Origin of the sequence: Cryobacterium sp. MDB2-A-1 (genome assembly GCF_004402675.1) — a bacterium.
Lineage (GTDB): Bacteria > Actinomycetota > Actinomycetes > Actinomycetales > Microbacteriaceae > Cryobacterium > Cryobacterium glucosi.
Map to the genome: position 1 here is coordinate 22623 of NZ_SOFK01000051.1, position 24516 is coordinate 47138.

At 68.1% G+C, this 24516-nt stretch carries 24 protein-coding genes; 4 read left to right on the plus strand and 20 right to left on the minus strand.

Going from position 1 to position 24516, the window contains the following annotated elements; all coding sequences use genetic code 11:
- Nucleotides 1-50: 50 nt before the first annotated feature.
- Nucleotides 51-884 carry an isoprenyl transferase gene (locus tag E3O39_RS17915; RefSeq protein ID WP_134446040.1) on the minus strand — a complete coding sequence of 278 codons (834 nt, stop codon included), beginning with the start codon at nucleotides 882-884 and terminating at the stop codon, nucleotides 51-53.
- The gene (gene recO / locus E3O39_RS17920; protein ID WP_134446041.1) at nucleotides 881-1603 is read right to left on the minus strand and encodes a DNA repair protein RecO; all 723 of its coding nucleotides are present in this window, start codon (nucleotides 1601-1603) and stop codon (nucleotides 881-883) included. Before recO ends, E3O39_RS17915 begins: the two co-directional genes overlap by 4 nt.
- A gap of 126 nt (nucleotides 1604-1729) precedes the next feature.
- On the opposite strand from recO, the gene E3O39_RS17925 reads away from it, so the two are divergent.
- Nucleotides 1730-2428: a trimeric intracellular cation channel family protein gene (locus tag E3O39_RS17925; RefSeq protein ID WP_134446042.1), complete on the plus strand. Its 699-nt coding sequence runs from the start codon at nucleotides 1730-1732 to the stop codon at nucleotides 2426-2428.
- 181 nt (nucleotides 2429-2609) lie between these two features.
- Nucleotides 2610-3344 carry a hypothetical protein gene (locus E3O39_RS17930; protein WP_198413475.1) on the plus strand — a complete coding sequence of 245 codons (735 nt, stop codon included), beginning with the start codon at nucleotides 2610-2612 and terminating at the stop codon, nucleotides 3342-3344.
- Nucleotides 3345-3509: 165 nt separating this feature from the next.
- Here E3O39_RS17930 and E3O39_RS17935 read toward each other — a convergent pair whose 3' ends face one another.
- The 16 genes from E3O39_RS17935 to hrcA form a co-directional block, all read right to left on the minus strand.
- Nucleotides 3510-3953, minus strand: a complete 444-nt coding sequence (locus E3O39_RS17935) for a DUF2127 domain-containing protein (protein WP_166787234.1) — start codon at nucleotides 3951-3953, stop codon at nucleotides 3510-3512.
- Nucleotides 3954-4053: 100 nt separating this feature from the next.
- Nucleotides 4054-5826, minus strand: coding sequence for a 2-isopropylmalate synthase (gene leuA / locus E3O39_RS17940; RefSeq protein WP_134446044.1), 1773 nt, complete (start codon nucleotides 5824-5826; stop codon nucleotides 4054-4056).
- A gap of 224 nt (nucleotides 5827-6050) precedes the next feature.
- Entirely contained in the window at nucleotides 6051-7460 is a 1410-nt protein-coding gene (locus E3O39_RS17945) for an ABC transporter permease (RefSeq protein WP_134446045.1), read from the minus strand.
- On the minus strand, nucleotides 7457-8218 hold the full coding sequence (locus tag E3O39_RS17950) for an ABC transporter ATP-binding protein (protein ID WP_134446046.1): 762 nt from the start codon (nucleotides 8216-8218) through the stop codon (nucleotides 7457-7459). The genes E3O39_RS17945 and E3O39_RS17950 overlap by 4 nt, the downstream gene beginning before the upstream one ends.
- A gap of 100 nt (nucleotides 8219-8318) precedes the next feature.
- The gene (locus tag E3O39_RS17955) at nucleotides 8319-9011 is read right to left on the minus strand and encodes a response regulator transcription factor (RefSeq protein WP_134446047.1); all 693 of its coding nucleotides are present in this window, start codon (nucleotides 9009-9011) and stop codon (nucleotides 8319-8321) included.
- Nucleotides 9008-10303: a sensor histidine kinase gene (locus E3O39_RS17960; protein WP_134446048.1), complete on the minus strand. Its 1296-nt coding sequence runs from the start codon at nucleotides 10301-10303 to the stop codon at nucleotides 9008-9010. The genes E3O39_RS17955 and E3O39_RS17960 overlap by 4 nt, the downstream gene beginning before the upstream one ends.
- Nucleotides 10304-10408: 105 nt before the next feature.
- A complete protein-coding gene (locus tag E3O39_RS17965; protein WP_134446049.1) occupies nucleotides 10409-12982 on the minus strand; it encodes a bifunctional lysylphosphatidylglycerol flippase/synthetase MprF in 2574 nt (857 codons plus the stop codon).
- 5 nt (nucleotides 12983-12987) lie between these two features.
- A complete protein-coding gene (locus E3O39_RS17970; RefSeq protein ID WP_134446050.1) occupies nucleotides 12988-14250 on the minus strand; it encodes an esterase family protein in 1263 nt (420 codons plus the stop codon).
- A gap of 134 nt (nucleotides 14251-14384) precedes the next feature.
- On the minus strand, nucleotides 14385-15287 hold the full coding sequence (era, locus tag E3O39_RS17975; protein ID WP_134446051.1) for a GTPase Era: 903 nt from the start codon (nucleotides 15285-15287) through the stop codon (nucleotides 14385-14387).
- The gene (locus E3O39_RS17980) at nucleotides 15271-16599 is read right to left on the minus strand and encodes a hemolysin family protein (RefSeq protein WP_134446052.1); all 1329 of its coding nucleotides are present in this window, start codon (nucleotides 16597-16599) and stop codon (nucleotides 15271-15273) included. The genes era and E3O39_RS17980 overlap by 17 nt, the downstream gene beginning before the upstream one ends.
- The gene (ybeY, locus tag E3O39_RS17985) at nucleotides 16596-17063 is read right to left on the minus strand and encodes an rRNA maturation RNase YbeY (RefSeq protein ID WP_134446053.1); all 468 of its coding nucleotides are present in this window, start codon (nucleotides 17061-17063) and stop codon (nucleotides 16596-16598) included. The genes E3O39_RS17980 and ybeY overlap by 4 nt, the downstream gene beginning before the upstream one ends.
- A complete protein-coding gene (locus E3O39_RS17990; RefSeq protein ID WP_134446126.1) occupies nucleotides 17060-18076 on the minus strand; it encodes a PhoH family protein in 1017 nt (338 codons plus the stop codon). The genes ybeY and E3O39_RS17990 overlap by 4 nt, the downstream gene beginning before the upstream one ends.
- A gap of 109 nt (nucleotides 18077-18185) precedes the next feature.
- Complete coding sequence (locus E3O39_RS17995) at nucleotides 18186-18575, minus strand: HIT domain-containing protein (RefSeq protein WP_134446054.1); 390 nt, start codon at nucleotides 18573-18575, stop codon at nucleotides 18186-18188.
- Nucleotides 18576-18611: 36 nt separating this feature from the next.
- Nucleotides 18612-19394, minus strand: coding sequence for a 16S rRNA (uracil(1498)-N(3))-methyltransferase (locus tag E3O39_RS18000; protein WP_134446055.1), 783 nt, complete (start codon nucleotides 19392-19394; stop codon nucleotides 18612-18614).
- A gap of 4 nt (nucleotides 19395-19398) precedes the next feature.
- A complete protein-coding gene (gene dnaJ, locus E3O39_RS18005; RefSeq protein WP_134446056.1) occupies nucleotides 19399-20511 on the minus strand; it encodes a molecular chaperone DnaJ in 1113 nt (370 codons plus the stop codon).
- A 62-nt stretch (nucleotides 20512-20573) separates the two neighbouring features.
- Nucleotides 20574-21587: a heat-inducible transcriptional repressor HrcA gene (gene hrcA, locus E3O39_RS18010; protein ID WP_134446057.1), complete on the minus strand. Its 1014-nt coding sequence runs from the start codon at nucleotides 21585-21587 to the stop codon at nucleotides 20574-20576.
- Between the two features lie 170 nt (nucleotides 21588-21757).
- Here hrcA and E3O39_RS18015 point away from each other — a divergent pair, with 170 nt between their 5' ends.
- A complete protein-coding gene (locus tag E3O39_RS18015) occupies nucleotides 21758-22177 on the plus strand; it encodes a DUF4870 domain-containing protein (RefSeq protein ID WP_241975264.1) in 420 nt (139 codons plus the stop codon).
- 81 nt (nucleotides 22178-22258) lie between these two features.
- On the plus strand, nucleotides 22259-22627 hold the full coding sequence (locus tag E3O39_RS18020; RefSeq protein ID WP_241975265.1) for a DUF4870 domain-containing protein: 369 nt from the start codon (nucleotides 22259-22261) through the stop codon (nucleotides 22625-22627).
- A gap of 11 nt (nucleotides 22628-22638) precedes the next feature.
- On the opposite strand, the gene hemW is transcribed toward E3O39_RS18020, so the two are convergent.
- Entirely contained in the window at nucleotides 22639-23865 is a 1227-nt protein-coding gene (gene hemW, locus E3O39_RS18025; RefSeq protein ID WP_134446059.1) for a radical SAM family heme chaperone HemW, read from the minus strand.
- Between the two features lie 2 nt (nucleotides 23866-23867).
- Nucleotides 23868-24515 (minus strand): DUF1990 family protein, encoded by a 648-nt coding sequence (locus tag E3O39_RS18030; protein ID WP_134446060.1) that lies wholly within the window; start codon nucleotides 24513-24515, stop codon nucleotides 23868-23870.
- Between the last annotated feature and the right edge of the window lies 1 nt (nucleotide 24516).

Consider the following 24516-nt stretch of genomic DNA (forward strand, 5'->3'; position numbering starts at 1 on the left):
CGGTCCAAGCCGCCGGTCCCCCGATCTATTCCCCCTGCCGCGTGAGTGGATCAAACGCTTGGGGTGTCGACCGCCCCGCCGTAGCGGCGGTTGCGGGCGGCGAAGAGCTCGATGGCATGCCACAGCTCCGCCCTGCCGAAGTCAGGCCAGAGGGTGTCGAGGAAGACCATCTCGGCGTATGCGCTCTGCCAGAGCAGGAAGTTGCTCGTGCGCTGCTCCCCCGAGCTCCGCACGAAAAGGTCGACGTCCGGGAGGTCTGCCGTGTAGAGCTGGCGCTGGATCGCCTTCTCGGTGATTCCGGAAGGCTTCAACCGGCCGGCGGCGACCTCCTCGGCCAGCGCGCGGACGGCATCCGTGATCTCGGTGCGCCCGCCGTAGTTGACGCACATCGTCAGGGTGAGTCCGGTGTTGCCCGCCGTGAGGCGCTCGGCGTACTGCAGTTCGTTGATGACGGATGCCCACAGGCGCGGCTTGCGGCCAGCCCAGCGCACGCGCACGCCCCAGTCGTTGAGCTGGTCGCGGCGCCGGTGCAGCACGTCCCTGTTGAAGCCCATCAGGAAGCGGACCTCGTCAGGGGAACGTTTCCAGTTCTCCGTCGAGAAGGCGTAGACACTCAGGTGCTTGACGCCGATCTGGATGGCGCCGGCGACGACGTCGAGGAGCGCGGCCTCGCCGGCCTTGTGGCCTTCGACCCGCGGGAGTCCGCGCGCGTTCGCCCAGCGGCCGTTGCCGTCCATGACGATCGCGACGTGCTCGGGAACGACCTTCGCCGGCAGCGCCGGCGGGTACTGGCCGGTCCAGTCGAGCGGTCGGAACGGCATGGCGTCCTTGTGCGTGAACGGCTTCGGGGCGAAGGGATTCAGCGAGCTGGGCTTCGGGGTCATCGACTGACGTGCTCCAAGGATCGGAGGCCCCGGCCGAGGTGCCACTGCGTGTATGCGGCGACGACTCCGTTGGCCTGGTTCCTGGTCTGCTCTGGCATGGATTCGGCCTGGTCCCAGTCCCCGGCGAGCAGGGAGCCGAGGAGCAGGATGGTCGCCTTGTCCAGCCGGGGCGACCCGGGGGCCGCGCAGTCGTCGCAGACGATTCCGCCGACTTGCACGACGAGCGCGGAGTGATCGCCGAGTGCGCCGCAGCGCGCGCAGCCCTGGAAGCTCGGCGCCCAGCCGGCCATCGACAGGGCACGCAGCAGGTAGGAGTCGAGGGTGAGGCTCGCGCCGTGTTCCATCCGGGAGAGGGAGCGCAGGGCCCCGACCAGGAGCAGGTACTGCTGCAGGGACCCCTCGGCCTCCGTGAGCTTGTCTGCGGTCTCGACCATGGCGCTCGCCGCGGTGTAACTGGCGTAGTCGCCGGAGATCAGGGCGCCGTATGAGCCGATCGACTCGGCCTGGGTGACGATGTCGAGACTGCGGCCCTCGTAGAGCTGCACATCCGCCACCATGAACGGTTCGAGCCTGGCCCCGAATTTGGAGGCCGTGCGGCGGACGCCTTTGGCGACGGCACGGACCTTGCCGTGCTGGCGGGTGAGCATGGTGACGATCCGGTCGGCTTCACCCAGTTTGTGGGTGCGCAGCACGACGGCTTCATCACGGTAAACAGGCACGTCCTATTCTCCCACCCGAGCGGGCTTTGTGGGTCCGGTCCCGGCCGACGCGCCGGTCGAGCGGTTCCTGCCTCCACGCGCCTGTCGACGGTCAGGAAACCCCGCGGCGGATGGTTTCATTGGAGGGTGCCTCCCATCCTGTTCACGATCCCGCTCTGGATCGACCTGACGGCGGTCGCCATCGGCGCGATCCAGGGGGCCATGTTCGCCGGGCGATTCACCGATCGCCGCTTCGACCTGCTCGGCATTGCGATCATCGGTGTCACTGTCGGCCTCGGCGGCGGACTCCTGCGCGATATCCTGCTCGGCGGGGTGCCCGCTGCCCTGCAGAGCAACTGGTACCTGCCGATCGCAGGCGGATCCGCTCTCCTGGGCATGCTGTTGCAGAGCCTCTTCAACCGCCTCGGCCCGTTCATCATCGCGCTCGACGCTGTGACGATCGGCCTGTTCGCCGCTCTCGGGACGAGCAAGGCGCTCGCGCACGGCCTCCCGGAGATTCCGTCGCTGTTCGTGGGCGTGATCACGGCCGTCGGCGGCTCGGCGCTCCGGGACATGATGCTCAACGTTCCGATCGCCGTCATGCACGTCGGTTCGTTCTACGCCATGGCTGCCGGATTCGGTAGCGCGCTCCTCGTCGTGCTTTTCGAACTGCACGTGGACATCACCATCGCCGCGATCGCCTGCGTGATCGTGACCACGGTGATGCGGATCCTCGCGGCCCGGTACGGCTGGAGCCTGCCAGAACAGCGTGCGATCGGCAGCTGGCCGCGTTGGCGGCGTCGCGTGCGCCCCGCAACGCTCCGCCGCCGTCGCACCCACGACTGAATCCCCCGACCAGGTCCGGAGCTCGGAATTCCGCGGCACCGCAGCTGCAGGGCGGGAATGTGCGGGAGTTGGGCCCACCCAGACGGCGTGGGAGGGACGGAGAAATCGGCGGGATTCCCTCTCGCATTTGTGGGCCCGCGGGGAGACACTAGTGAGGAGTACTCACTTGTCTGGAGGATCCATGAATATGCTGAAGGGCAACTCGCCCGATCCGATGCCGGTGCCCAGCCTGATGCCGGTCCTGTCCCGCGGCAAACACCGCACGCCGCGCTCCGGTGCCTGCTTCATGGAGTTCGCGTCCTACCTCGCAGGCGAAGCGTGGAGTGACCATCCGGCGTGCACGCACCCCCTGGTCGCCTCCCTCGCCCGCATGGTCAACGACTGCACCTCGGACAGTTCCCGGGCCCGCCTGGTGCCCCTGATCCCGTCGGTCATCGGCCTCAAGGGCGACAACCCCCGGGTGCGGCTACTGATCGCGGTCAGGGCCGCGACCGCGGCGCTTCCCGTGAGCAGCTCGGATCACCAGCGTGCGCTTGCCGTCGGGATCCTGAATTGCGAGCGCCAGCTGGAGGGGCTCGATGGCGAGTTGCCCGAAGGACTCGAGGCCCGTATCCGCACCGCGTTCGACGCGGCGCCGGAGACCGAGCGGTGGGCGCGCGAGTTCATCTCCTCCATGGGGGCATGGTCGCGTACCAAGTTCACCGATCGCACGGCGGAGACGATCATCCGGGTCTCGGTTCAGGGTATTGCTGAGGCATGCACCCCGAATCCCGACGACCGCCTGTTCGAGTTGCTGTCCGGGGTGATCGACGATGCGACGCGTGTGCTTGTTTCGACGCAGCCGGCGCAGATGGCGACGTCGGTAGTCGAGCGACCGGCCGAGACACGTCCCGCAGGGGTGCGTGTTCACAGCTGAATCCGGAAGGAAACCAGCCCTTCGGATGTGCAGTTGAACGCAGTTAAGAAACCACAGCGATCGGAGCGATCCGCCGTTGGGCGGATCGCCCCGATTCGCATGCCCCGACTCACATCCCATGGATCCGTATCGTCAAGGGGCGCTATCGTCCAGGGGCGCTGAGAATCAGACCTGCCGGGCGGTTCGCGGATTGAGTTCACGGTATTCGCGGTAGACGAGAACGACGATTGCGGCATCGAGCGCGGTGATGACGGCCATGCCCACTGTGGGGCGGAGGACGAAGGCGTAGAGCTGGTAGCCGAGGAAGGCGATCAGGATCCCCAGCGCGTACGGATAGGCCCGGTGCCATTTGCGCAGGAGGCAGTAGACGAGAGCCACCTTCACGGCTCCGTGGGTGATGAGGAAGGCGATCAGGAAGCCGGCTCCCGTTGCGGCAAGCTCGGAATCCAGCCGGGCTACGTACTGCGCCAGGAAGCGCATGGCGGAGGAGTCGCCCTCCCCCGCCTCGCCCGCTACTCCCGCGAGCAGGGCGTGGACGAAGGCGGGTGACACCCACAACACGAGTCCGGCGGCGAGTTCGATCACGCCGTCGATGCCCTTGATGCCCACTCCGACGGAATAGAGGCGATCCGTGACCGTCCGAGAACGTCGGGACTCAGTGGGAGTCGAGGCCACCGGATACCTGCCTTCCCGCTGATCGAGCCGGTTCCTAGGCCGGAACACCCGCCAGGGCGAGGTCGCCTGCCACCGCACGGATGCCGCGGTTGACCGCGGAGACGACGGCCTTCAGCGAGGCGGTCGAGATATCGGCGTCGATGCCGACACCCCAGTAGCGCCGGCCGTTGACGTCGAGTTCGACGTAGGACGCAGCCAGGGCGTCTCCGCCGGCGGACATGGCGTGTTCGACGTAGTCGTAGAGCGTGATCGCGATGCCGCGCTCGGCCATGATTCCCAGGAACGCGGCGATCGGACCATTGCCGGCCCCCTCGACGCGCTCGACTCCGTCGTCGTCCCGGAGGTCGACCGTGAGGTCGACACGGCCGCCCAGATCGCTCGAGGTCCGCGTGGAGAACAGTTCGAACCGGCCCCACTTGTCGTCGGGCTGCCCACTGGAACTCGGCAGGTACTCGTCGTTGAAGATCTCCCAGATCTGCTCGCTCGTGACCTCGCCGCCCTCGGCATCCGTCTTGGACTGGACGACCCCGGAAAACTCGATCTGGAGCTTGCGGGGCAGGTCGAGGGAGTGGTCGGTCTTGAGCAGGTAAGCGACGCCGCCCTTGCCGGACTGCGAGTTGACCCGGATCACGGCTTCGTAGCTGCGACCGAGGTCCTTCGGGTCCACCGGCAGGTAGGGAACCGCCCACTGGAGTTCGTCGACGGATCGGCCCTGCGCCGCGGCATCCGCCGCCATGGCTTCAAAGCCCTTCTTGATGGCGTCCTGGTGCGACCCGCTGAAGGCGGTGAAGACGAGGTCTCCTGCCCAGGGACTGCGTTCGGGAACGGGCAGCTGGTTGCAGTATTCGGCGGTGCGCTTGACCTCGTCGATGTTGCCGAAGTCGATCTGCGGGTCGATGCCCTGGGTGAACAGGTTGATGCCGAGGGCGACGAGGTCGACGTTGCCGGTCCGTTCGCCGTTGCCGAAGAGGCAGCCTTCGATCCGGTCTGCGCCGGCGAGGTAGCCGAGCTCCGCCGCCGCGATCGCGGTGCCGCGGTCGTTGTGCGGGTGCAGGGAGATCAGGACGTTCTCACGCTGGTCGAGGTGCCGGGACATCCACTCGATCGAGTCGGCGTAGACGTTGGGACTGGCCATTTCGACGGTCGCAGGCAGGTTGATGATGACCTTCCGCTCCGGGGTCGGCTCGAGGACGGCGATGACCTGGTTGCAGACATCGACCGCGAATTCGAGTTCGGTGCCGGTGTAGCTCTCCGGGGAGTACTCGTAGTAGATCGTCGTGCCGGGGACGGTCGCTTCGAGAGCGCGGCAGGTGCGTGCGCCGAAGAGGGCGATGTCGATGATGCCCTGCTTGTCCTCGCGGAAGACGACCTCGCGCTGCAGCACGCTCGTGGAGTTGTAGAGGTGCACGATGGCCTGCTTGGCGCCGGCGATCGATTCGTAGGTGCGCCGGATCAGGTGTTCCCTCGCCTGGGTGAGCACCTGGATCGTGACGTCGTCCGGGATGGCATCCTCGTCGATGAGGCTGCGCACGAAATCGAAGTCGGTCTGGCTGGCCGACGGGAAGCCGACCTCGATCTCCTTGTAACCCATGCGCACGAGCATGTCGAACATGATGCGCTTGCGCTCAGGGCTCATCGGGTCGATCAGCGCCTGGTTGCCGTCACGCAGGTCGACGGCGCACCAGCGCGGTGCGACTTCGATGTGCTTCGAGGGCCAGGTGCGATCGGGCAGGTCGACCGCGAACTGCTCGTGGTACGGACGGTACTTGTGGATCGGCATCGTCGATGCGGACTGGTTGTTTCTCATGATCGTGATCTCCTCGCTGGGGTTGGGATAGCCAACAACAAACGCCGCGACGAGGGAGGCCTCAGATTAGGACTCGTCGCGGCAGCGAAGGAGGAGCTGACCGAACAACACAAGGGAATGCTAACACCGATTTCCGGCCGGCATCCTGAGAAGAGTCTGAAGCGGCGGTCGACGGATGCCGCGCTCCCGTCGCGGGCGCGGCATCCGTCGCAGGACCACCGGTCTCACCCGGCGGCGAGGGCCGCAATCGGCGCCAGTGACACCGCCCGACGAGCGGGCAGGATCGTCGCCCCGACGGTGAGCACGGCGGTACCGACCACGCAGAGGGTGACGAGGAGCCACGGAATCGACGGCGCCACCAGACCGGCATGGGTGACGGATCCGAACAGTGATTGTGCCGCCGCCCACCCGTATGCGACCCCGAGCACCAGGCCGAGGGTGACGGCCGCCACGGTCATCTGCACGCTTTCGGCGAGGATCATCGCGCGAACCTGCCTGCCGGTGAAACCGAGGGCCCTGAGCAGGCCGATCTCGCGAGAACGCTGCAGCACGCTCAGTGCCAGGTTGTTGATCATGCCGACTGCGGCGATCAGGGCGCTGAAGCCCACGAGCACGGAGATCACGGCGAGGCTGGTCGACACCGTCTCGGAGACGGCCGCACGCGTCACCGGGTCGTCCATCAGCGGCTGCATCATGGTTTCGAAGGTCGATCCCGCGACGGCGAACATGGTGATGAGCGTCACCCCGATGACCAGTCCGATAGTGGTGCGGGCACTGCGCTCCGGGTGTTGACTGGCGTTCGCGACAGCAAGCCGGGCCGGCGCGCTGCCGCCCAGGAACCGGCCGACCAGGCTCAACATGGGCGGCATGATCAGATGCGACCCGAGCACAAGGCCGGTGAACGAGAGCAGGCCGCCGGCAAGTCCCAGCAGCACGCCGTACTCCGTGACCTGCCCGGCCCAGACTCCCCCGGCGAGAAACAGTACGCCCGTGGCCATCAGCACGATCGCGAAGGCATTGCGGCCCGGGCGCCGAGCCGACTCTTCGAGCGTGCGCTCCTGTGCTGCGCCGACAGCCTGCATCGGGCTCACGGTGAGGACCCGGCGAGACCCGACCCACGCTGCGCACCAGGTGGACAACACGACGATGACGACGGGCAAGGCGAGCAAGGGCTCGAGGAGACGGTAGCCGAGATCCGGGATCAGCCCGGCGCCGAAGGCAAGCCGGACACCGGCGAAACTCAGCAGGATGCCGGCGGCGGCGCCCAGCACGGCTCCGGCGAGCCCCACCTTCAGCCCGTCGAGGGCCACGGCGCGGCGCTGGTCACCCGCGCTCGACCCGATCAGGCGCATGAGCGCGATCGTGCGGGTCCGACCGGCGATGACGGTGGCCACCGTGTTGGTGGTCACGATCGCACTCACGTACACCGCAATCGTGATGAACAGGAATGCGACGATCGAGAGGGCTGCACGGACCGCTGCAATGCGGGACACGTCATTGCCACTCACGACGGTGGCGAGCACGCTCGTCGTTTCCAGGAGCAGCACCCCGAAGGCCGATGCGAGCGCCGCCACGAGCAGGCTCGCACCACGGCCGGCGTGCCCGGTGGCGCTGGCGGTTTCGCTGCCGCTCATGCGCACTGCTCCATGCCGAGCATGATGCCGGAGATCTCTTCGGCGGTGGACCGTTCCCGGTCTTCGACGACCCTGCCGTCCGCGAGGAAGAGGATGCGATCGGCGAAGCTGGCCGCGATGGGGTCGTGGGTGACCATGGCGATGCTCTGGCCGTAGCCGGTGCTCGCCGCCTTGAGCAGGGTGAGCACTTCGCGCCCGCTCCGGGAGTCGAGGTTCCCGGTCGGCTCGTCGGCGAAGACCAGCTCGGGCCTGGTGGCCAGGGCCCGCGCGATGGCCACTCGCTGTTGCTGGCCACCGGACAGCTCGTGCGGACGGTGCCTGAGCCGGTCGCCGAGGCCGAGGGAGTCGGTGAGCTGATCGATCCAGTCCTTCTCCGCCGCATCCGGCCGCCGCCCGTCGAGCGCGAACGGCAGGGTGATGTTCCCCCGCACGTCCAGCGTCGGGACGAGGTTGAACGACTGGAAGATGAAGCCGATCCGGCGGCGGCGCAGGACCGTCAGTTCCGAGTCGCCCAGGCCGGTGATCTCGGTATCACCGAGCCAAACCCGACCGGAGCCTGCCTCGTCCAGTCCCGCCATGATGTGCATCAGGGTGGACTTGCCCGAGCCGCTCGGTCCCATGATCGCCGTGAACTGGCCACGACGGATGCCGATGGACACGTCGTCGAGCGCCGTTACCGAGGTGGTGGCTGATCCATAGGTTTTACAGAGGTTGGTGACTCTGGCCGCGAGGCCGAGTTCTGCAGATGTGATTTCCATGCTTCAACGCTAGGAATCGCTCCCCCCTCACCGCATCGGGCAGCAGAGGTATCCCGGATGCCGAGGGGATGACTACCGGCCGGACCGGGTCATCCGCTCGTTACTCCGTGAGGCCGTGCTGGAAGGCATACACGACGAGCTGAACCCGGTCGCGGAGGATGAGCTTGGAGAGGATACGGCTGATGTGCGTCTTGACGGTGGCCTCGCTGAGGAATTCACGCGCCGCGATCTCCGCGTTGCTGAGGCCCAGGGCAGCAAGGGCGAAGATGTCGCGTTCGCGGCTGGTCAGTGTGCCGAAGGCCTCGGGTTCCACCGGCTGCGCGGGGGCCGGCGCGTCGAAGTGGGCGAAGAGTTCGCGGGTCGCCGATGCTGCGATGACGGCGTTGCCCGCGTGCACGGTACGGATTGCGGCCAGCAGGAACTCGGGATCCGCATCCTTGAGCAGGAAGCCGCTCGCCCCGCCCCGGATAGCCCTGCTCGCGCTTTCGTCGAGTTCGAAGGTCGTGAGGACGACGATGCGCGGCGGCATCACGCCGGCAGCCTCGGCCGCGGCCAGAATGGCGACGGTCGCGTCGATCCCGTCCATCACGGGCATCCGGATGTCCATCAGGATCACGTCCGGACTGACTGCGGCCGCCATGGTGACGCCAGCGGCGCCGCTGCCCGCCTCGCCGACGAACTCGAGGTCGGCCTGCGAAGATACCAGCATCCGGATCCCGGCACGGAAGAGCGCCTGGTCGTCGACCAGGGCGACACGGATGCGCGGGGCGTCCGCCGCCGCGACCTCGCTCATGCACGCACGTCCGTGGCCTGGACCGGACGCACGACGGGCCCCGCCATGATGGCCGGCAGGTGTGCCGCGACGCGGAAGTACCCTTCGTCGGGCTCTGCGGTCAGCGAACCGCCGGCGAGGAGCGCCCGTTCCCGCATGCCGGGCAGGCCGTGGCCGATCTCCACCGCGTGCGTCTCCCCGACGCCGGCCACCCCTGGGGCCACGGTGGACGGCGCGATCCGGAGGGCATTGTCGATCGTCACCGCGACCCAGTCGGTCGTCCAGTCGAGTCGGAGAGCCACGGTCCGGCTGGTGTCACCGTGCCGGAGTGCGTTGGTGAGCGCCTCCTGCACGATCCGGTAGACGGCGAGCTGGGCGCCGGAGCCGAGCGTGGCCGGCGTGCCGGTCGTCGTCCAGTGGATGTCGAGTCCCGTGCCGCGCATCTGCTCGACGAGGCGGTCGAGGTCGGCGAGCACGGGTTGCGGTCCGCTGACCACGTCCTGCCGCAGCCGGGCGAGCAGGATCCGGACATCTCCGAGGGCCTCCCGTGCGGTTGTGGAAATGGTGATGAGCGCCTCGTCGACGGCGTCCGGGTTCTGCGCCCTCGAGTAACGGGCGCCGTCGGCCTGGGCGATCACCACGGCAAGCGAGTGTGCGACGACGTCGTGCATGTCCCTGGCGATGCGGTTGCGCTCCTGTTCGACGACCACGGCACGCTGGGCCTGGCGCTGCTCCTGCTCGGCGCGGTACTGGGTGAATCTGCTGTCCCTTGCGGCCTGCCGGGAGCGCTTCAGCAGACCCAGGGTCCAGGAGAGGCCGAGAACGGCCAGGCTGACAAAGGTCAGCATCGCCGTCGACCAGACCAGGGCGCCGATGTCCCCCTGCGCGAGCGCTGTGCCGAGGTGTCCCACGCCGCGTTGTGCGACCGCGAGGTAGACCCCGGCCACCAGCGCGCCGACAGCGACCGAGATCAGGCCGGCCCTGCGCGTGGCCGGTCCGGCATAGGCCGCCGTGACGTAGAGCACGGCCAGGACGGCCACGTCACCGCCAAGCACCGGCTCGCCCGCGAGCATCTGTCCGGTCGCGGCCAGCCAGGCGAGGGTGAGGGCCAGGGCTGGCGAGAACCGGCGCACCGCGAGCGCCGCAGCGAACCCGACCAGGACGAGGACGGTCGCGGGGCTGCCCGAGTCGACCAGGAGAAGGAGCAGGAAGAAGAGGCCGGCGATGACGATGTCGAGGGCGAGCGAACGACGGGGAATCACACGGATCCAGCGGTACCGTGCGACACGCGTGGACACTCCCGGCTCGACCATCCTCCCAGCCTACGACCCCGTGCCGGACCGCCAGGGGGCGCCGCAGGAACGTCATCCCTGAGTGAACCGGAAATCCTCCGAGCGATGTAGTCCCGGCAGGTCAGGTCAGGTCAGGCTCCTGGCGAAAGCAAGGGCTTCCCGCACGGAGAGAGCCGGCAGATACGCGCGTGCAAGTGCGAGCCCGATCGCAGGAAGGGCGACCGGGTCGGGGTAGGCCATGAAGAGCGGGTGGAATTCGGGCTGGAACTTCCGTTTGAAGGCGAGGAGCGAACGGAACCCGTAGACGGGCTCCAGGCTGCGCCCGAGGAAGTCGATGAACCGGGAGGCGAGGCTCGACGCCCGGTTGTCTCCGTCGCCCGCGCCGGTCTGGGCGAGCGGGGCCGCCGAGAGGCTCAGGAATTCGATTTCCGGCTGTTCGCTCATCTGCCGGGCGGTCTGCGCGATCAGGAATTCCATCACGCCGTTCATGCTGTCCGGGCGCCGCCGCATGAAGTCGAGCGTCCAGCCGATCACCTTCCCGTCCCGGTAGCTCGGGAGCCAGCTCGTCACCGCGTGCACGACCTGGCCTTCGTCGATCGCCAGCATGAGCCGGACCGCGGGGTCACGGAGCTCGTCGAGTCCGCCGAGGGTGAAGCCCAGTTCGGGGAGTTCCTTCTCCTGCACCCAGAGCTCGGAAATCTCGGAGATCTGCACGTTCTCGAGCACGGGAAGCGCGCGGTACGTCGTCCATTCCGCGCGCACTCCGGCACGTTCCGCCCGGTTGATCGACGAGCGGATGTCCTGCCACTTCTTCCCGGTTGTGTCCCAGGTCCGGGGCCTCAGGATCGTCTCTTCGCCGATCCCCATGGTCTGCCAGCCCATCCGGGCGAAGGTCGCCTGCCAGCTGCCGTGCAGGCTGTAGAAGACCGGGACCCAGCCGTGGTCGTCGCACATGATGGCGAAGTCGGCGATCGCCCGCGCGGCGTCTTCGACGGGTCCGACCGGCTCCGTCGTGGTGATGGCGACGCCGGCCTCCACGCGATACGCGATCGCGGTCGATCCGGAAGCGTTGAACCACAGTGAGTTCCCCTCCCACGTGGTCATGTATGCGAGGGAGCCTCCACCGCCCCTGCTGAGGATGGCCCGCAGCCGGGCCGCGTCGTCGCTCCGGCCGCCGGCGACGGTGCTGCGCATGCACTGGATCGCCCCGATGATGACGATCGCCCAGAACACCGGTCCGACCCACTGGTAGAGCAAGGTCGACGCCCAGTCGGTCGGCAGGAAGGAGAGTCGTTCGAGTCGGAGGAATCCGACGGGAATGAACCGCTCCGGCACGTCGCTGACGAGGTCCACGAGGTTCACGGCGGGGGTGAACCGGTCGCTGAGCGCGAGTCCCCCGATGACGTACACGGCCGCGAGGCCGAAGAAGGAGACCACGGTCGTCACGAAGAAGCGGCGGAGCCTGCCCGGCCTGCTGCGCACGGGGAAGCGACGCAGGTTCACGATGATCAGCACGGCAGTTGCAAGCGGAACCAGCACCGACACGACGAGCACGACGGCGACCTCCCAGTACTGGAAGGAGCGCCAGTGCCAGACGTACGGCTGGCCGGAGATCGGCAGGAGGCCGTAGTACCAGGCGCCGAGAACGGCCATGCCGGTGTTCACGACGATCGCGAGCCAGGCCGCGAATCGTCTGCCCCGCAGGACTCCGAAGGCGGCGACAAGAAGGGTGAGGAGCGGCAGCAGCGAGACGAGCACCGGCCCCACGCCGGCGACCCTCTCGAGGGTTAGTTCGTGCACGCACTGCCGGGTGATATCGCCCAGGAGGCACCGGTCCACGACATCGGTGACGGAGGGCACGCCCTGGGTGAGCAGGAGTCCGAGCGGAGCGAGGAGGCCGAAGCGCGTTCCGGAGAAGATCGTGATGACCGGGCCGACGGCGAGGATGCCGAGCACGGACGCGAGGAGTGTCCGCGTCTCGCGGTGCGAACTGCGGCGCCAGGTCAGGTCGATCCGCCGGGGCCGGAAGACGGCCCCGAGCGCGAGACCGGCGAGGGCCCCGAGAAGGCGGTACACGTCTGAGGGCTGGCCGGAGTAGAGCACGAGCACTAGGGCAACCATCAGGGTGAATACGCGAATGCGTCGCCGCCAGAGCGGCCCTGCGAAGCTGCTCGCCGCCATGATCGTGCCGAAGATCGGCGTGAACGGGTCGAGCGCCCAGAGTTCGCTGACGCCCCGTGACCACATCTCTCCGCTCGCGACACCCGCGTCCTGGAGCAGGAGACCGATCCCGGTGCCGAGGATGGCCGTCGACAGGAAGGCGATGACCGTTCGGCCACTGCCGAGGAGATGCTCGGCATAGCCGAGGACCACGAGGGTCGCGAGGATCGCGAGCAGGAGTTCCGCGAGATTGTCCACGAGGAACACGCTCGTGATCGGCGACCACCAGTGCCCGCCGTCGATGACCGACTCGTATCCGGTCCCGAACCAGAGCCGGATCCACCGCGACGGCCCCTGGACGATGCCCGTCGAGAGTGCGAGGACGAGCAGGATGAGCGCGTAGCCGAGGGACACCGGCTGTGTCCTGAGCCGTCGCCAGACGACCCGGATGGTCACGGCGAGACCGGCTCCGGCCCGGGAGAGCCACCCGGTTTCGGCTGTTCCGCCGGCACCGTGGGAGCCTTCGGTGGACGTCGACATGGCGTTCACGGGGTCACCGCGAGTCCGGTGCGGGCCGCGATCAGCGGCAAAGCGGTCGTCCAGGCGAACTGCACGGTGTGCCAGTCGTGCGCGGTCCCTGGCGAGACGATCAGGTCCGTGCCTGCGCCGGCCGCGGTCGCCGCGGCGTCGAGGGTGTTCGCCCAGGCCAGGAAACGCGTGTCACCTGCCCCGACGGCGAAGATGATGTGCAGGTTGGAATAGGGGGCGTGCGCAGCGAGGATCGCGGCCGGCGCGGCGGCCGCGTAAGCGGTGGCACTGCCGGCGAACGCGGTCTGGATCGTGTGGGCGGCATCCCCGTTCCTGGGCACGAGCTCGCCTGAGATGTCGAGAATGGTGCCGAAGAGCTCCGGGTGCGCGGCGCCGAGCTGGATGGAACAGGTGCCGCCCTGGGAGAACCCCGCAATGGTCCACCCGGCGGGGCTTGCGGCGACCGAGAAGGTGGACCGGATCCAGGCGGGCACGTCGACAGTGAGGTAACTGGCACTGTTGCCGAGCACGGAGTCGACGCACATGGGGTTGCGGTCCGCTGCCCCCAACTGGTCAGGGACGACGACGATGGGCGTCTGGCCGGCGTGGGCGGCGGCGTACGTGTCGAGGATCGCGTCGAGTTTCCCTGCGGTGAAGACGTCTGCCGGTGTTCCCGGCTGGCCGGAGAGCATCACGACGACGGGGAGCACGGGAGGATGTGCCGTGCGGGCGGCGGCCGGCAGGTACACGATGGCCGGGCGGGCGTCGAAGCCGGATACGGTTGCCGGAATCGTGACGGTGCCGATGCTGCCCGCGGTCTCCCCCACGCTGCTCGCCGTTGCGGCGGTCGCGCCCACGTCGAGTGCTCCGTAGAGCGGAACTCCGAGTGCCGCGCGCACCGTGGTGTACTGCCCGAAGTCGGCGTTGATGCCGGCCGCGGCGGCGAGGAGGCAGAGCGGAATCAGGGCGATCGCGACGCCCCGCCGCCAGCCACGGCCGGTCAGGCTGTTGATCGCGAGACCGATCCCGGCGAAGACGGCCACGACCCAGCCGCGGGTCACCATCGACAGCGACACACCGAACAGGTCCCAGACATCGCTCGTCAGCCAGGCGAGGACCCAGCCGAAGAGCGCCCCTGCTGAGAGACTCGCGGCGACACGGAAGAAGACGATTCCGCTGTACCGGCGGACGAGCACGAGGAGGACGGCGAGTCCGGCAAGAACGTAGAGGACCACGACGACGGGCCCAGCAACGATGCTGGTGTCAAGCAATGCGGCCATTTCGGTTTCCTCCCTCCCTACCCTCACACTCCGAGGGACGGCCTTCCCGCCAAATCGCGGGTTCTGAGCAATAGCTCAGGGAAGGATGCTGGCAGGCCTGCCCGTCCCCAGCAAAGGTTCAGGGCGGCGAACCCCTAGAACCCGAGGCGACCGAGCTGCTTCGGGTCGCGCTGCCATTCCTTGGCGACCTTGACCCGGAGGGACAGGAAGACCCGCTTGCCGACGAGGGGTTCGATCTGCTTGCGCGCCCGCACCCCGACGTCCTTGAGCCGGCTGCCTGACTTGCCGATGATGATGCCTTTCTGGCTGTCCCGCTCGACGAAGAGGTTGGCGTAGACCTCGACGAGTTCCTGGTCGTCGCGTTCGATGATGTCGTCGATCGTCACGGCGATGGAGTGCGGCAGTTCGTCGGTGACGCCCTCGAGCGCCGCCTCACGGATGTACTCGGAGATGCGCGATTCGAGGCTTTCGTCCGTGACGGCATCCGCGGGGTAGAGCGGGGCGTCGGAGAGCGGCAGGAGGCGCAGGAGCTCGGCGGCGAGGATGTCGAGCTGGATGCGGCTCGTCGACGAGATCGGGACGATCGCTTCCCAGTCCCGGAGTGCGGACACCGCGAGCAGCTGGTTCGCGACGCTCGTCTTCGAGGAGAGGTCGATCTTGGTCACGATCGCGACCTTGCGGGCGCGCGGGAAGTTGTCGAGCTGCTCGTTGATGAAGCGGTCCCCCGGGCCGATCGGCTCGTTGGCGGGGATGCACAGGCCCACCACGTCGACACCGGCGAGGGTGGACTGGACGAGGCTGTTGAGTCGCTCGCCGAGCAGGGTCCGCGGCTTGTGGATGCCCGGCGTGTCGACGAGGATCAGCTGGCCGTCCTTCTGGTGCACGATCCCGCGGATGGCCCGCCGGGTCGTCTGCGGCTTCGACGAGGTGATGGCGACCTTCTCACCGACCAGGGCATTGGTGAGGGTCGACTTGCCGACGTTGGGTCGGCCGACGAACGACACGAACCCCGCCCGGAATTCATTTTCTGTGGTCATGGCCGTTTACTCCCTCATCGTCCGTCACTCCGAGGAATGCGGTCTGCGCTTCGATCAGCGCTTCGTCTCGTTGGACCAGCACTGTGCTGATCCGTTTGCGGCGGCCCTCGGTGCGTTCCGCGGTGAGGACCAGCCCGCTCGTTCGTGCGACCGACCCGGCAACGGGCAGTCGTCCGAGGGCCTTGGCCAGCAGTCCGCCGACCGAATCGACCTCGTCGTCGTCGAGTTCGAGGTCGAACAGTTCGCCGAGTTCATCAACCGGGAGCCGGGCGCTGACCCGGAATCGGCCGTGGCCGAGGTCTTCGACCTCGACGACATCACGGTCGTACTCGTCGGAAATGTCGCCGACGAGTTCTTCGATCAGGTCTTCAAGCGTGACCAGGCCCGCTATGCCACCATACTCGTCGACGACCATGGCGAGGTGGTTCGACTCGAGCTGCATCTGCCGGAGGAGCTCGTCGGCCTTCTTCGACTCGGGGACGAACACGGCGGGCCGGGCGAGGTCGCCGACGGTGAGGCTCTCGATGTTCGGCGGTCGCTCGTAGACGAGCCGGGCGACGTCGCGGAGGTACACGATGCCCGTGACATCGTCGACTTCGCCGTCGATGACGGGCACTCGGGAGAAGCCCTTGCTCAGGAAGAGGCCCATCGCCTCGCCGAGGGAGGCATCGACCTCCATCGTCACCATGTCGGTGCGCGGGATCATGACCTCGCGGACGACGGTGTCGTTGAACTCGAAGATCGAGTGGATGAGTTCCCGGTCGTCCTCCTCGAGGACGTCGAGCTCGGTGGCCTCGTCGACCATGCTGAGCAGCTGGTCTTCCGAGGTGAAGGTCGCGAGCCGGGTGCGCCCCGGGGTGACCCGGTTGCCGAGGGCGACGAGGGCGTTCGCGATCGGCCCGAGCAGTACGCGCAGGAAGTGCACGAGCGGCGCGGTCCCGGCCAGCAACCCGTCCGGGTGCGCCCTGCCGACGCTGCGCGGACTCGCGCCCACGAGAACGAACGACACGGCCGTCATCAGGGCCGCGGACAGCACGAGGGCGAGCCAGAGCTGCTCGATCGTGGTGGCGAAGACGAGGGTCACGAGCACCGCGGAGGTCGTCTCTGCGATGATCCGCATGAAGCTGATCGCATTGAGGTGGGCGCCGGTGTCTGCGGAGATCGCGCGGAGGGACCGTTTCGCCCGGTGGGTCTCGGCGAGCTCGGCGATGTCGACGCGGGAGAGGGCGAGGATGGCGGAATCGACGGCGGCCATCAGGCCGCCGAAGGCGACCAGGACGATGGCCGCCACGAGAAACCACCCGATGCTCATCGCGCGCGGCGGCGTTCCTGCATGGCGAAGCCGATCAGGATGTCGCGCTGGATCCCGAACATTTCCTTCTCCTCGTCGGGCTCCGCGTGGTCGAAGCCGAGAAGGTGCAGGATCCCGTGCGCGGTCAGCAAGAGGAGCTCGTCAAGGGTCGAGTGCCCGGCCGTCTCGGCCTGGCCCTGGGCGACCTGCGGGCAGAGCACGATGTCACCGAGGAGGCCGGCCGGTGTTTCGGCGTCTTCTGTGCCAGGCCTGAGTTCGTCCATCGGGAAACTCAGGACATCGGTGGGCCCCGGTTCATCCATCCACTGCACGTGCAGCTGCTCCATCGCGCCCTCGTCGACGAGGAGGATCGCGAGATCGGCGTCGGCGTGCACGTGCATGGTGTCGAGGGCGAAGGCCGCGAGGCGCTGGAGCGCGACCTCGTCGACCGGGATGTCGGATTCGTTGTTGATTTCAATGCTCATGAGGGTCTCCGTTTCGGAAAGCGGTCGCGGATGCCGCCGGGTCGTTCTGGGCCGCGCTTGACGAACTCGTGGGCCTGTTCGCTTTCGATGCGCTGCGCCTGCCTGAGTGCGTCGTATTCGGTCCACGCGTCGACGATCCTGCCGACGAGGGAATGGCGTACGACATCCGCGCTCGTCAGGCGCACGAAGCGGATGTCGTCGACCGTGTCGAGCACCCGGGTCACCAGGCGCAGCCCGCTCGTGCCTGCGGGCAGGTCGATCTGGGTGACGTCGCCGGTGACGACCATCTTCGACCCGAAGCCGAGCCGGGTGAGGAACATCTTCATCTGTTCCGGCGTGGTGTTCTGCGCCTCGTCGAGGACGACGAAGGAGTTGTTCAGGGTGCGGCCGCGCATGTAGGCGAGCGGGGCGACCTCGATCGTGCCGGCCGCGAGCAGTTTCGGCAGGAGTTCCGGCTCCATCATCTCGCCGAGCGCGTCGTAGAGCGGACGCAGGTAGGGGTCGATCTTGTCGGTCAGGGTGCCGGGCAGGAAGCCGAGGCGTTCCCCCGCTTCGACGGCCGGACGGGTGAGGATGATCCGGTCGACCTCCTTGCGCTGCAGGGCCTGGACAGCCTTCGCCATCGCGAGGTAGGTCTTGCCGGTTCCGGCGGGGCCGATCCCGAAAACGATCGTGTCGGTGTCGATGGCATCGACGTATTCCTTCTGGCCGATCGTCTTCGCGCGGATGCTCTTGCCCCGTGAGGTGAGGATCGGCGGCCCGAGGCGAACGGAGGGGCTCGAGGTGCTGTCCTCGCCGAGCATGCGGGCGCTCGACTCGACCTCGGCCGGCGCGAGGTCACGGCCCTCGCGGATCATCACGAGCAATTCTTCGATCAGACGGCGGGCGGCGGCGACCTGGCTCGGCTCACCGGAGAGCGTCATCTCGTTGCCGCGGACGTGCACGCTGACCGCGGGGTGTTCCTTCTCGATCGCGCCGAGCAGCCGGTCCTGCGCGCCGAGAAGGCGCACCATGGCGACCCCGTCGATGAGGATCCGGGTCTCGACCGTCGTTTCGGACGGGAGCGCACCGGAGGGCAGGGACGGCACGGACTTCTCCGACGGCTCAGACGGCTCAGACGGCTCAGACGGAACCAAGTGTTCCCTCCCCGAGCGAGCTGGTCGCCCCGTCCTCCGACGGTTTCAGGGCGAGCACGTGGGCGTGGACGTGGAACACGGTTTGTCCGGCGGCGGCGCCGGTATTGAAGACGAGGCGGAACTGGCCGTCGGAAAGCTCGGTGGCGACCCGCCCGGCGACGGCGACGAGCTCGGCAAGGAGTCCGGGGTCGCCGGCGGCGAGTTCGACGACGTTGCGGTACGCCTCCGTCTTGGTCGTGACGACGATGTGCACGGGGGCCTGCGGGTTGATGTCGACGAATGCGATGATGCGTTCGGTCTCGGCGACGATGGTCGCGGGGATGTCGCGCGCGACGATGCGGCTGAAGACGGAGGGTTCTGCGCCGGTTTCTGACATGGTCCTATCTTAAGCGGCAGGTCGCCCTGCCGGGGGTCACCACCGGTCGAGGGCGGCGTTGAGCACGGCGAGGGCGGCGGGCCCGGCCGTCGACGTGCGCAGCACGGTGTCGCCGAGGCGCACCCGCACGGCCCCGGCGGCTTCGAGCATCTCGAGTTCCGAGGCGGCGATGCCGCCCTCCGGACCGACGACGAGCACGATGTCCGGCGCCGCGGTTGCCTGGGAATCGGCCGCGTCGGCCGCGTCGGCCGCGTCGTCAATCGACGGCAACCGGGTCAGCCGGATGTCGGCGGTGGGCTCGAGGAGCAGCATCCGCGTGCCCCGCGCCAGCACGGCGAGTTGTTTGGTGCTCGTGAGGTCTGCGACCTCGGGAAGCCAGGGCCGGATCGATTGCTTGGACGCCTCGCGTACGATGGCGCGCCAACGCTCCCGTCCCTTGGCGACCTTCTGGCCCTCCCAGCGTGTCACCGAGCGGGCGGCCGCCCACGGAACGACGCCGTCGACGCCGAGTTCGGTCGCGGCCTGCACCGCCATCTCGTCACGGTCGCCCTTGGCGAGTGCCTGCACAAGGCGGATGCGCGGGCTCGGCCTCGCGATGTTCCGCGCGCTGTCGACCCGCAGGGCCAGCCGTCCGGGCTCCGCTTCCTCGACGGTCGTCTCCAGGAGCAGACCGGACCCGTTCCCGGCGAGCAGGTGCTCCCCCGGCCGGACCCGGCTCACGGTGACCGCGTGTCTGGCCTCGGCACCGGTGATGGTCGCGACGGCTCCGACGGGGCAGTCCTCCGCGCGGAGGGACTCGTCGATGAAGAAGTGCGCCATCCGGTTAGACGCGGAACCGGTCGCGGAGCTTCGCGAAGAGTCCCTGCTGCACCGCACTGAGCGCGGGAGCCGGGGACTTGTGCTTCGCGGCGAACTGTTCGATCAGTTCCCTCTCCTTGTGGTCGAGCTTGGTCGGCGTCACGACGTGGATCCCGACCTTGAGGTCGCCGCGGCCATTGCCGCGGAGGCGCGAGACTCCGCGGTCCTTGACCGTGATGACTTCGGAGCCCTGCACTCCGGCACGGATCTCGACGGTGATGTCGCCGTCGAGGGCCTTGACCGTTGTGGTCGTGCCGAGGATCGCATCCGTCATGGGCACGTCGAGGGTGCAGAGCAGGTCGTCACCGTCGCGGCTGAACACGTCGTGGTGGCGGACCTTCATTTCGAGGTACAGGTCGCCGTTGGGGCCGCCGGCAGGTCCGGCCTCTCCGCTCCCGGGCATCTGCAGGCGCAGGCCCGTGTCGACGCCGGCGGGGATGTCGACCGGAACCGTGCGGCGGGCGCGGACACGGCCCTGGCCCTGGCAGGTCACGCACGGGGTTGCGATGATCGTGCCGAAACCGCGGCAGGAGCCGCAGGGGCTCGAGGTCATCACATTGCCCAGCAGGGAGCGCGCGGCGCGCTGGATGTTGCCGGTGCCGTGGCAGATGTCGCACGTGACGGGGGCGGTTCCGGGCTGGCAGCAGGTTCCGCTGCAGGTCGCGCAGACGATGGCCGTGTCGACCTCGAGGTCGCGGTGGGTTCCGAAAATGATCTCATCGAGGTCGAGTTCGACCCTGATCAGGGCATCCTGGCCGCGTTCGCGGCGAGACCTCGGTCCACGGCTGCCGCCGCCCCCTCCGAAGAAGGTCTCGAAGATGTCGCCGAAGTTGCCGAAGTTGCCGTCGAACCCGGCGTTTCCGCCCGTACGGCCGTTGCCGCCGTGGTCGTAGTTGTCGCGCTGCTTCGGGTCGCTCAGCACGTCGTAGGCGTGGGTGACGTGCTTGAACCGCTCAGACGCATCCGCGCCGGGGTTCACGTCGGGGTGGAGCTGGCGGGCGAGGCGACGGTACGCCTTCTTGATTTCGTCGGTGGAGGCATCGCGTGCGACGCCGAGTACTTCGTAATGGTCAGCCAAAGCTGGCTCTCCTAGGTCTGTTTTCGTAGGTGTGCGGCGTGGGGGCTGGTCGAGGGACTCGCCTATTCGAGCAGGCGGGACAGGTAGCGGGCGACGGCACGGACGGCCGCCATGTTGTTCGAGTAGTCCATCCGGGTGGGGCCCAGGACGCCGAGGCGGGCAAGGTCTCCACCCTGCGAGCTGTAGCCGCTGGTCAGCACGCTGGTCTCGGAGAGTCCGAATGGCGCGTTCTCCCTGCCGATACTCACCGACACCCCATGCTGGTCTGTCGCCATCTCGCCGAAGAGGCGCAGCAGGACGACCTGCTCCTCGATGGCCTCGAGCACCGGGTAGATGCTCCCGGTGAAGTCTTCCTCCGTGCGCACGAGGTTCGCGGCGCCGGCCATCACCAGCCGCTCCTGCCGGTTCGCACCGACCTGGTCGCGAAGGGTGAGGGTGACCAGGGAGACAACGTCCGGTTGCTCGCCGGCCAGGTCGGCGGCATCCGTGAGCGCGATCGCTGCTGCGCTCATGCTGAGGCCGACCACGGCGGCGTTGAGACGGGCGCGGAGGCGGACCAGCAGCTGCTCCTCAAGCGGCCGGGGCAGCTCGATCACGCGTTGCTCGACCCGGCCGGCATCCGTGATCAGCACGGACAGGAGCCGGGTCTCCGAAAGCGCCACGAGCTCGATGTGGCGCACCCTCGCACGGGACAGCGAGGGGTACTGCACGAGCGCGACCTGATGGGTGAGCTGGGAGAGCAACCGGACGCTGCGGGCGAGGACCTCGTCGAGGTCTGCGGACTGCCCGAGGAACGTCTCGATGGCCTGGCGCTGCGCCGCGGAGAGCGGGCGCAGATCGGCGAGGTGATCGACGAAGAGCCGGTACCCCTTGTCGGTCGGGATCCGCCCTGAGGAGGTGTGCGGGGCGATGATGAGCTCCTCCTCCTCGAGGAGAGCCATGTCATTGCGAATGGTCGCCGCCGACACTCCGAAGGAATGCCGGTCAACGATGGTTTTTGACCCGACGGGCTCGCGCGAGGCGACGTAGTCTTGAACAATGACCCGCAGAACTTCGAGGCTGCGATCCGAAACCATGACTGAATCGCCTCCTTTCCGGGTGACTGGGTGCCGGCGACTTTGGCACTCACGGCGTTTGACTGCCAATCATATCGCGACACACGGGGACACCCCCATTGCTAGCGGATGATTGGGCGCAGTACCTTGAGTCTTGTAACGGTCCTCCATCCGCACGGAAAGGCACGATGATGAGCAATTCAACCGGTAACAACGGCGAAGATCCGAACCTGGGCCAGCGCCCCCCGCAGCAGCCATACCAGCCGGCAGCACCCACACCCGTTGCCGCTGCTCCCCTCACCGAGACCGAGGACCGCCAGTGGGCGTCCTTCGCGCACCTCGGCGGCATCATCGGCCCGCTCCCCTCCCTGATCATCTGGCTCGTGTTCAAGGATCGCGGTCGCTTCACCGCCCAGGAAGGCAAGGAAGCCCTGAACTTCCAGATCACGATCGCCATCCTCTACGTGATCGGCTCGATCCTCCCGTTCGTCGGTGCCCTGATCATCTTCGCCGCCTGGGTCGTGGCGATCATCTTCTCGATCCTCGGGTTCCTGAAGGCGAAGGACGGCCAGGCCTACCGCTACCCCTTCGCCCTGCGTCTCATCAAGTAGCGCGGCGACCGGCGGAACCTCACACCACCCGGAGTATCTCGCGGGACCAGCACAACCAGATAACGCGTACAAGGAGCCCGAATGTCCACACCACCCCCCGCCAATTCCTACCAGCCCGTTACGCCGATGAACCCGTCGGACGAACGCTTGTGGGCCACCCTGATCCACGTGGGCGGAATCCTCTTCGAGTTCGTGCCCGCGCTCATCGGTTACCTCGTGCTCAAGGACCGCGGCCCGTTCATCCGCGCGCACGCGGCGACGGCGCTCAACTTCCAGATCACCCTGGCCATCGCCTATGTGGTCAGCGGAGTGCTGACGCTGGCGCTGGTCGGGTTCCTGCTGCTGCCCGCCGTCTGGGTCTTGAGCGTCGTCTTCAGCATCATCGCGGCCCTCGCGGCCAACAAGGGCGAGTACTACACCTACCCGCTCACCATCAAGTTCGTCAGCTAGACCGCAGCACCTTAATCCGCGAGAAGCCGCCGTACGACGGCGTCCGCGAGAAGCCGTCCTCTCCTGGTCAGTTCGACCGTCCCGGAGAGGGCGGCTTTCGCGTTGACGAGTTCATCGGCGATGAGACCGGCGACCTCGCGGCGACCGAGCGGCGAGAGCGAGTCGATCCGGATGCCCTCCCGGATGCGGGTGAGCAGGAGGACCCGCTCCACCTCGCGGGTCGTGTCGTCGAGGGTCTCGCGCCCTGCGGCAGGTGAGTCCCCGGCGAGGATCCGGTCGGCGTATGCGGAGGGGTGCTTGACGTTCCACCACCGCACGCCGCCGACGTGGCTGTGCGCACCGGGTCCGACCCCCCACCAGTCCTGGCTGCGCCAGTATGCGAGGTTGTGCCTGGACCGGTGCGCGGCATCCGTCGCCCAGTTGCTGACCTCGTACCAGCCGTAGCCGGCCGCGTCGAGGAGTTCGTCGGCGAGTTCGTAGAACTCGGCCTGGGTGTCCTCGTCGACGGGGGCGAGTTCGCCTCGGCGGATCTGCCTTGCGAGCTTCGTGCCGTCCTCGACGATGAGCGAATACGCGCTGATGTGGTTCGGGGACAGGCCGATGGCCTGCTCGAGGCTCGCGCGCCAGTCGGCACGGGTCTCCCCCGGCGTGCCGTAGATGAGGTCGAGACTGACGTCGAGCCCGGCATCGCGGGCCCACCCGGTGACGAGCGGGATGCGCTCCGGGTCGTGGGTGCGCTCGAGGGTCGCGAGCACCCGGGGCACGGCGGACTGCATGCCGAAGGAGACCCTGGTGAAGCCTGCGGCGGCGAGAGTGTCGAGGTAGGCGGCGTCGACGGAGTCCGGGTTGGCTTCCGTGGTCACCTCGGCGCCGTCCGCGAGGCCCCAGGTGTCGCGGACGGAGTCGAGCATCCGGACCAGGTCCACAGCGGGCAGGAGTGTGGGGGTGCCGCCGCCGAAGAACACCGTCGCGGCTTCCCGGTCCGGAACCCCGGAGTCGCGGAGGATGCGCCCTGCGGACTCGACCTCGGCGACGGCCTGGCCCGCGTAGTCGTGCTGGGACGCTCCGCGCAGCTCGGTCGCGGTGTAGGTGTTGAAGTCGCAGTAGCCGCAGCGCACCCGGCAGAACGGCACATGCAGGTACACGCCGAAGTCGCGCTCGGATGCCCCGACGGCGGCGGATGCCGGGAGCAGGCCGTCGCGCGGTGCCGGATCGCCGAGGGGAAGGGCGCTGCCCATCGTCAGACCGCGCCGACCGGGTGCAGGGCGCGCAGGTAGCGGGCGGTGTACTTGGCCTGCTGCATGCGGACGATCGGCCAGGCGAGCCGGTAGTACCAGGTGCTCGGACGTGAGAAGGCCCGGATCGTCAGCCAGACGGAGTCATCGGCCTGTCGGTCGACGATGAACGCCTCCTCGCCGCTCGCGGGGTGGCCGTCAAGGGTGCCGTAGCCGAAACCGATGCGGTCCGTCTCGTCGATGACGTAGACGACACGTACGGGCGAGTCGACGGTGAACGGGCCCACTGCCACCGAGAGGCGCGCGGACATGCCGTTGACGATGTACGGGGTGCCGTCGTCGGCGAACGTCGCCTCGTCGACCGGGTGCTCCTGGTTCACCGAGGGGGTGCCGTCGGCGTTGAACACGATCCCGGAGTACTGGACGCCGGTGCTCTGCTGGAGGTCGGTGACGGTCATGCCACTGCCGAGCTGCACGCCCCAGGTCATCAGGAGCGCGGCAGCGGTCCGGAACCGCTCTTCACCGCTGCCGAGGCGAACGGTGCGTTCGAGCGGCCGGTAACCGCGCGGCGGGTACCGGAGCAGGTCGGGGGCGAGGGTGCCGCCGATCGCCGCATAGGTCACGGCCGCGTCGGTGAAGGTGGAACGCCGCATC

Bases quoted from the DNA above. Each gene is read 5' to 3' on its own strand.
- E3O39_RS17915 (WP_134446040.1), bottom strand. From the start codon at position 884: ATGACCCCGAAGCCCAGCTCGCTGAATCCCTTCGCCCCGAAGCCGTTC.
- E3O39_RS17930 (WP_198413475.1), top strand. From the start codon at position 2,610: ATGAATATGCTGAAGGGCAACTCGCCCGATCCGATGCCGGTGCCCAGC.
- leuA (WP_134446044.1), bottom strand. From the start codon at position 5,826: ATGAGAAACAACCAGTCCGCATCGACGATGCCGATCCACAAGTACCGT.
- E3O39_RS17945 (WP_134446045.1), bottom strand. From the start codon at position 7,460: ATGAGCGGCAGCGAAACCGCCAGCGCCACCGGGCACGCCGGCCGTGGT.
- E3O39_RS17950 (WP_134446046.1), bottom strand. From the start codon at position 8,218: ATGGAAATCACATCTGCAGAACTCGGCCTCGCGGCCAGAGTCACCAAC.
- E3O39_RS17955 (WP_134446047.1), bottom strand. From the start codon at position 9,011: ATGAGCGAGGTCGCGGCGGCGGACGCCCCGCGCATCCGTGTCGCCCTG.
- E3O39_RS17960 (WP_134446048.1), bottom strand. From the start codon at position 10,303: ATGGTCGAGCCGGGAGTGTCCACGCGTGTCGCACGGTACCGCTGGATC.
- E3O39_RS17965 (WP_134446049.1), bottom strand. From the start codon at position 12,982: ATGTCGACGTCCACCGAAGGCTCCCACGGTGCCGGCGGAACAGCCGAA.
- E3O39_RS17970 (WP_134446050.1), bottom strand. From the start codon at position 14,250: ATGGCCGCATTGCTTGACACCAGCATCGTTGCTGGGCCCGTCGTCGTG.
- era (WP_134446051.1), bottom strand. From the start codon at position 15,287: ATGACCACAGAAAATGAATTCCGGGCGGGGTTCGTGTCGTTCGTCGGC.
- E3O39_RS17980 (WP_134446052.1), bottom strand. From the start codon at position 16,599: ATGAGCATCGGGTGGTTTCTCGTGGCGGCCATCGTCCTGGTCGCCTTC.
- ybeY (WP_134446053.1), bottom strand. From the start codon at position 17,063: ATGAGCATTGAAATCAACAACGAATCCGACATCCCGGTCGACGAGGTC.
- E3O39_RS17990 (WP_134446126.1), bottom strand. From the start codon at position 18,076: ATGGTGCGCCTTCTCGGCGCGCAGGACCGGCTGCTCGGCGCGATCGAG.
- E3O39_RS17995 (WP_134446054.1), bottom strand. From the start codon at position 18,575: ATGTCAGAAACCGGCGCAGAACCCTCCGTCTTCAGCCGCATCGTCGCG.
- E3O39_RS18000 (WP_134446055.1), bottom strand. From the start codon at position 19,394: ATGGCGCACTTCTTCATCGACGAGTCCCTCCGCGCGGAGGACTGCCCC.
- hrcA (WP_134446057.1), bottom strand. From the start codon at position 21,587: ATGGTTTCGGATCGCAGCCTCGAAGTTCTGCGGGTCATTGTTCAAGAC.
- E3O39_RS18015 (WP_241975264.1), top strand. From the start codon at position 21,758: ATGAGCAATTCAACCGGTAACAACGGCGAAGATCCGAACCTGGGCCAG.
- E3O39_RS18020 (WP_241975265.1), top strand. From the start codon at position 22,259: ATGTCCACACCACCCCCCGCCAATTCCTACCAGCCCGTTACGCCGATG.
- hemW (WP_134446059.1), bottom strand. From the start codon at position 23,865: ATGGGCAGCGCCCTTCCCCTCGGCGATCCGGCACCGCGCGACGGCCTG.
- E3O39_RS18030 (WP_134446060.1), bottom strand. From the start codon at position 24,515: ATGCGGCGTTCCACCTTCACCGACGCGGCCGTGACCTATGCGGCGATC.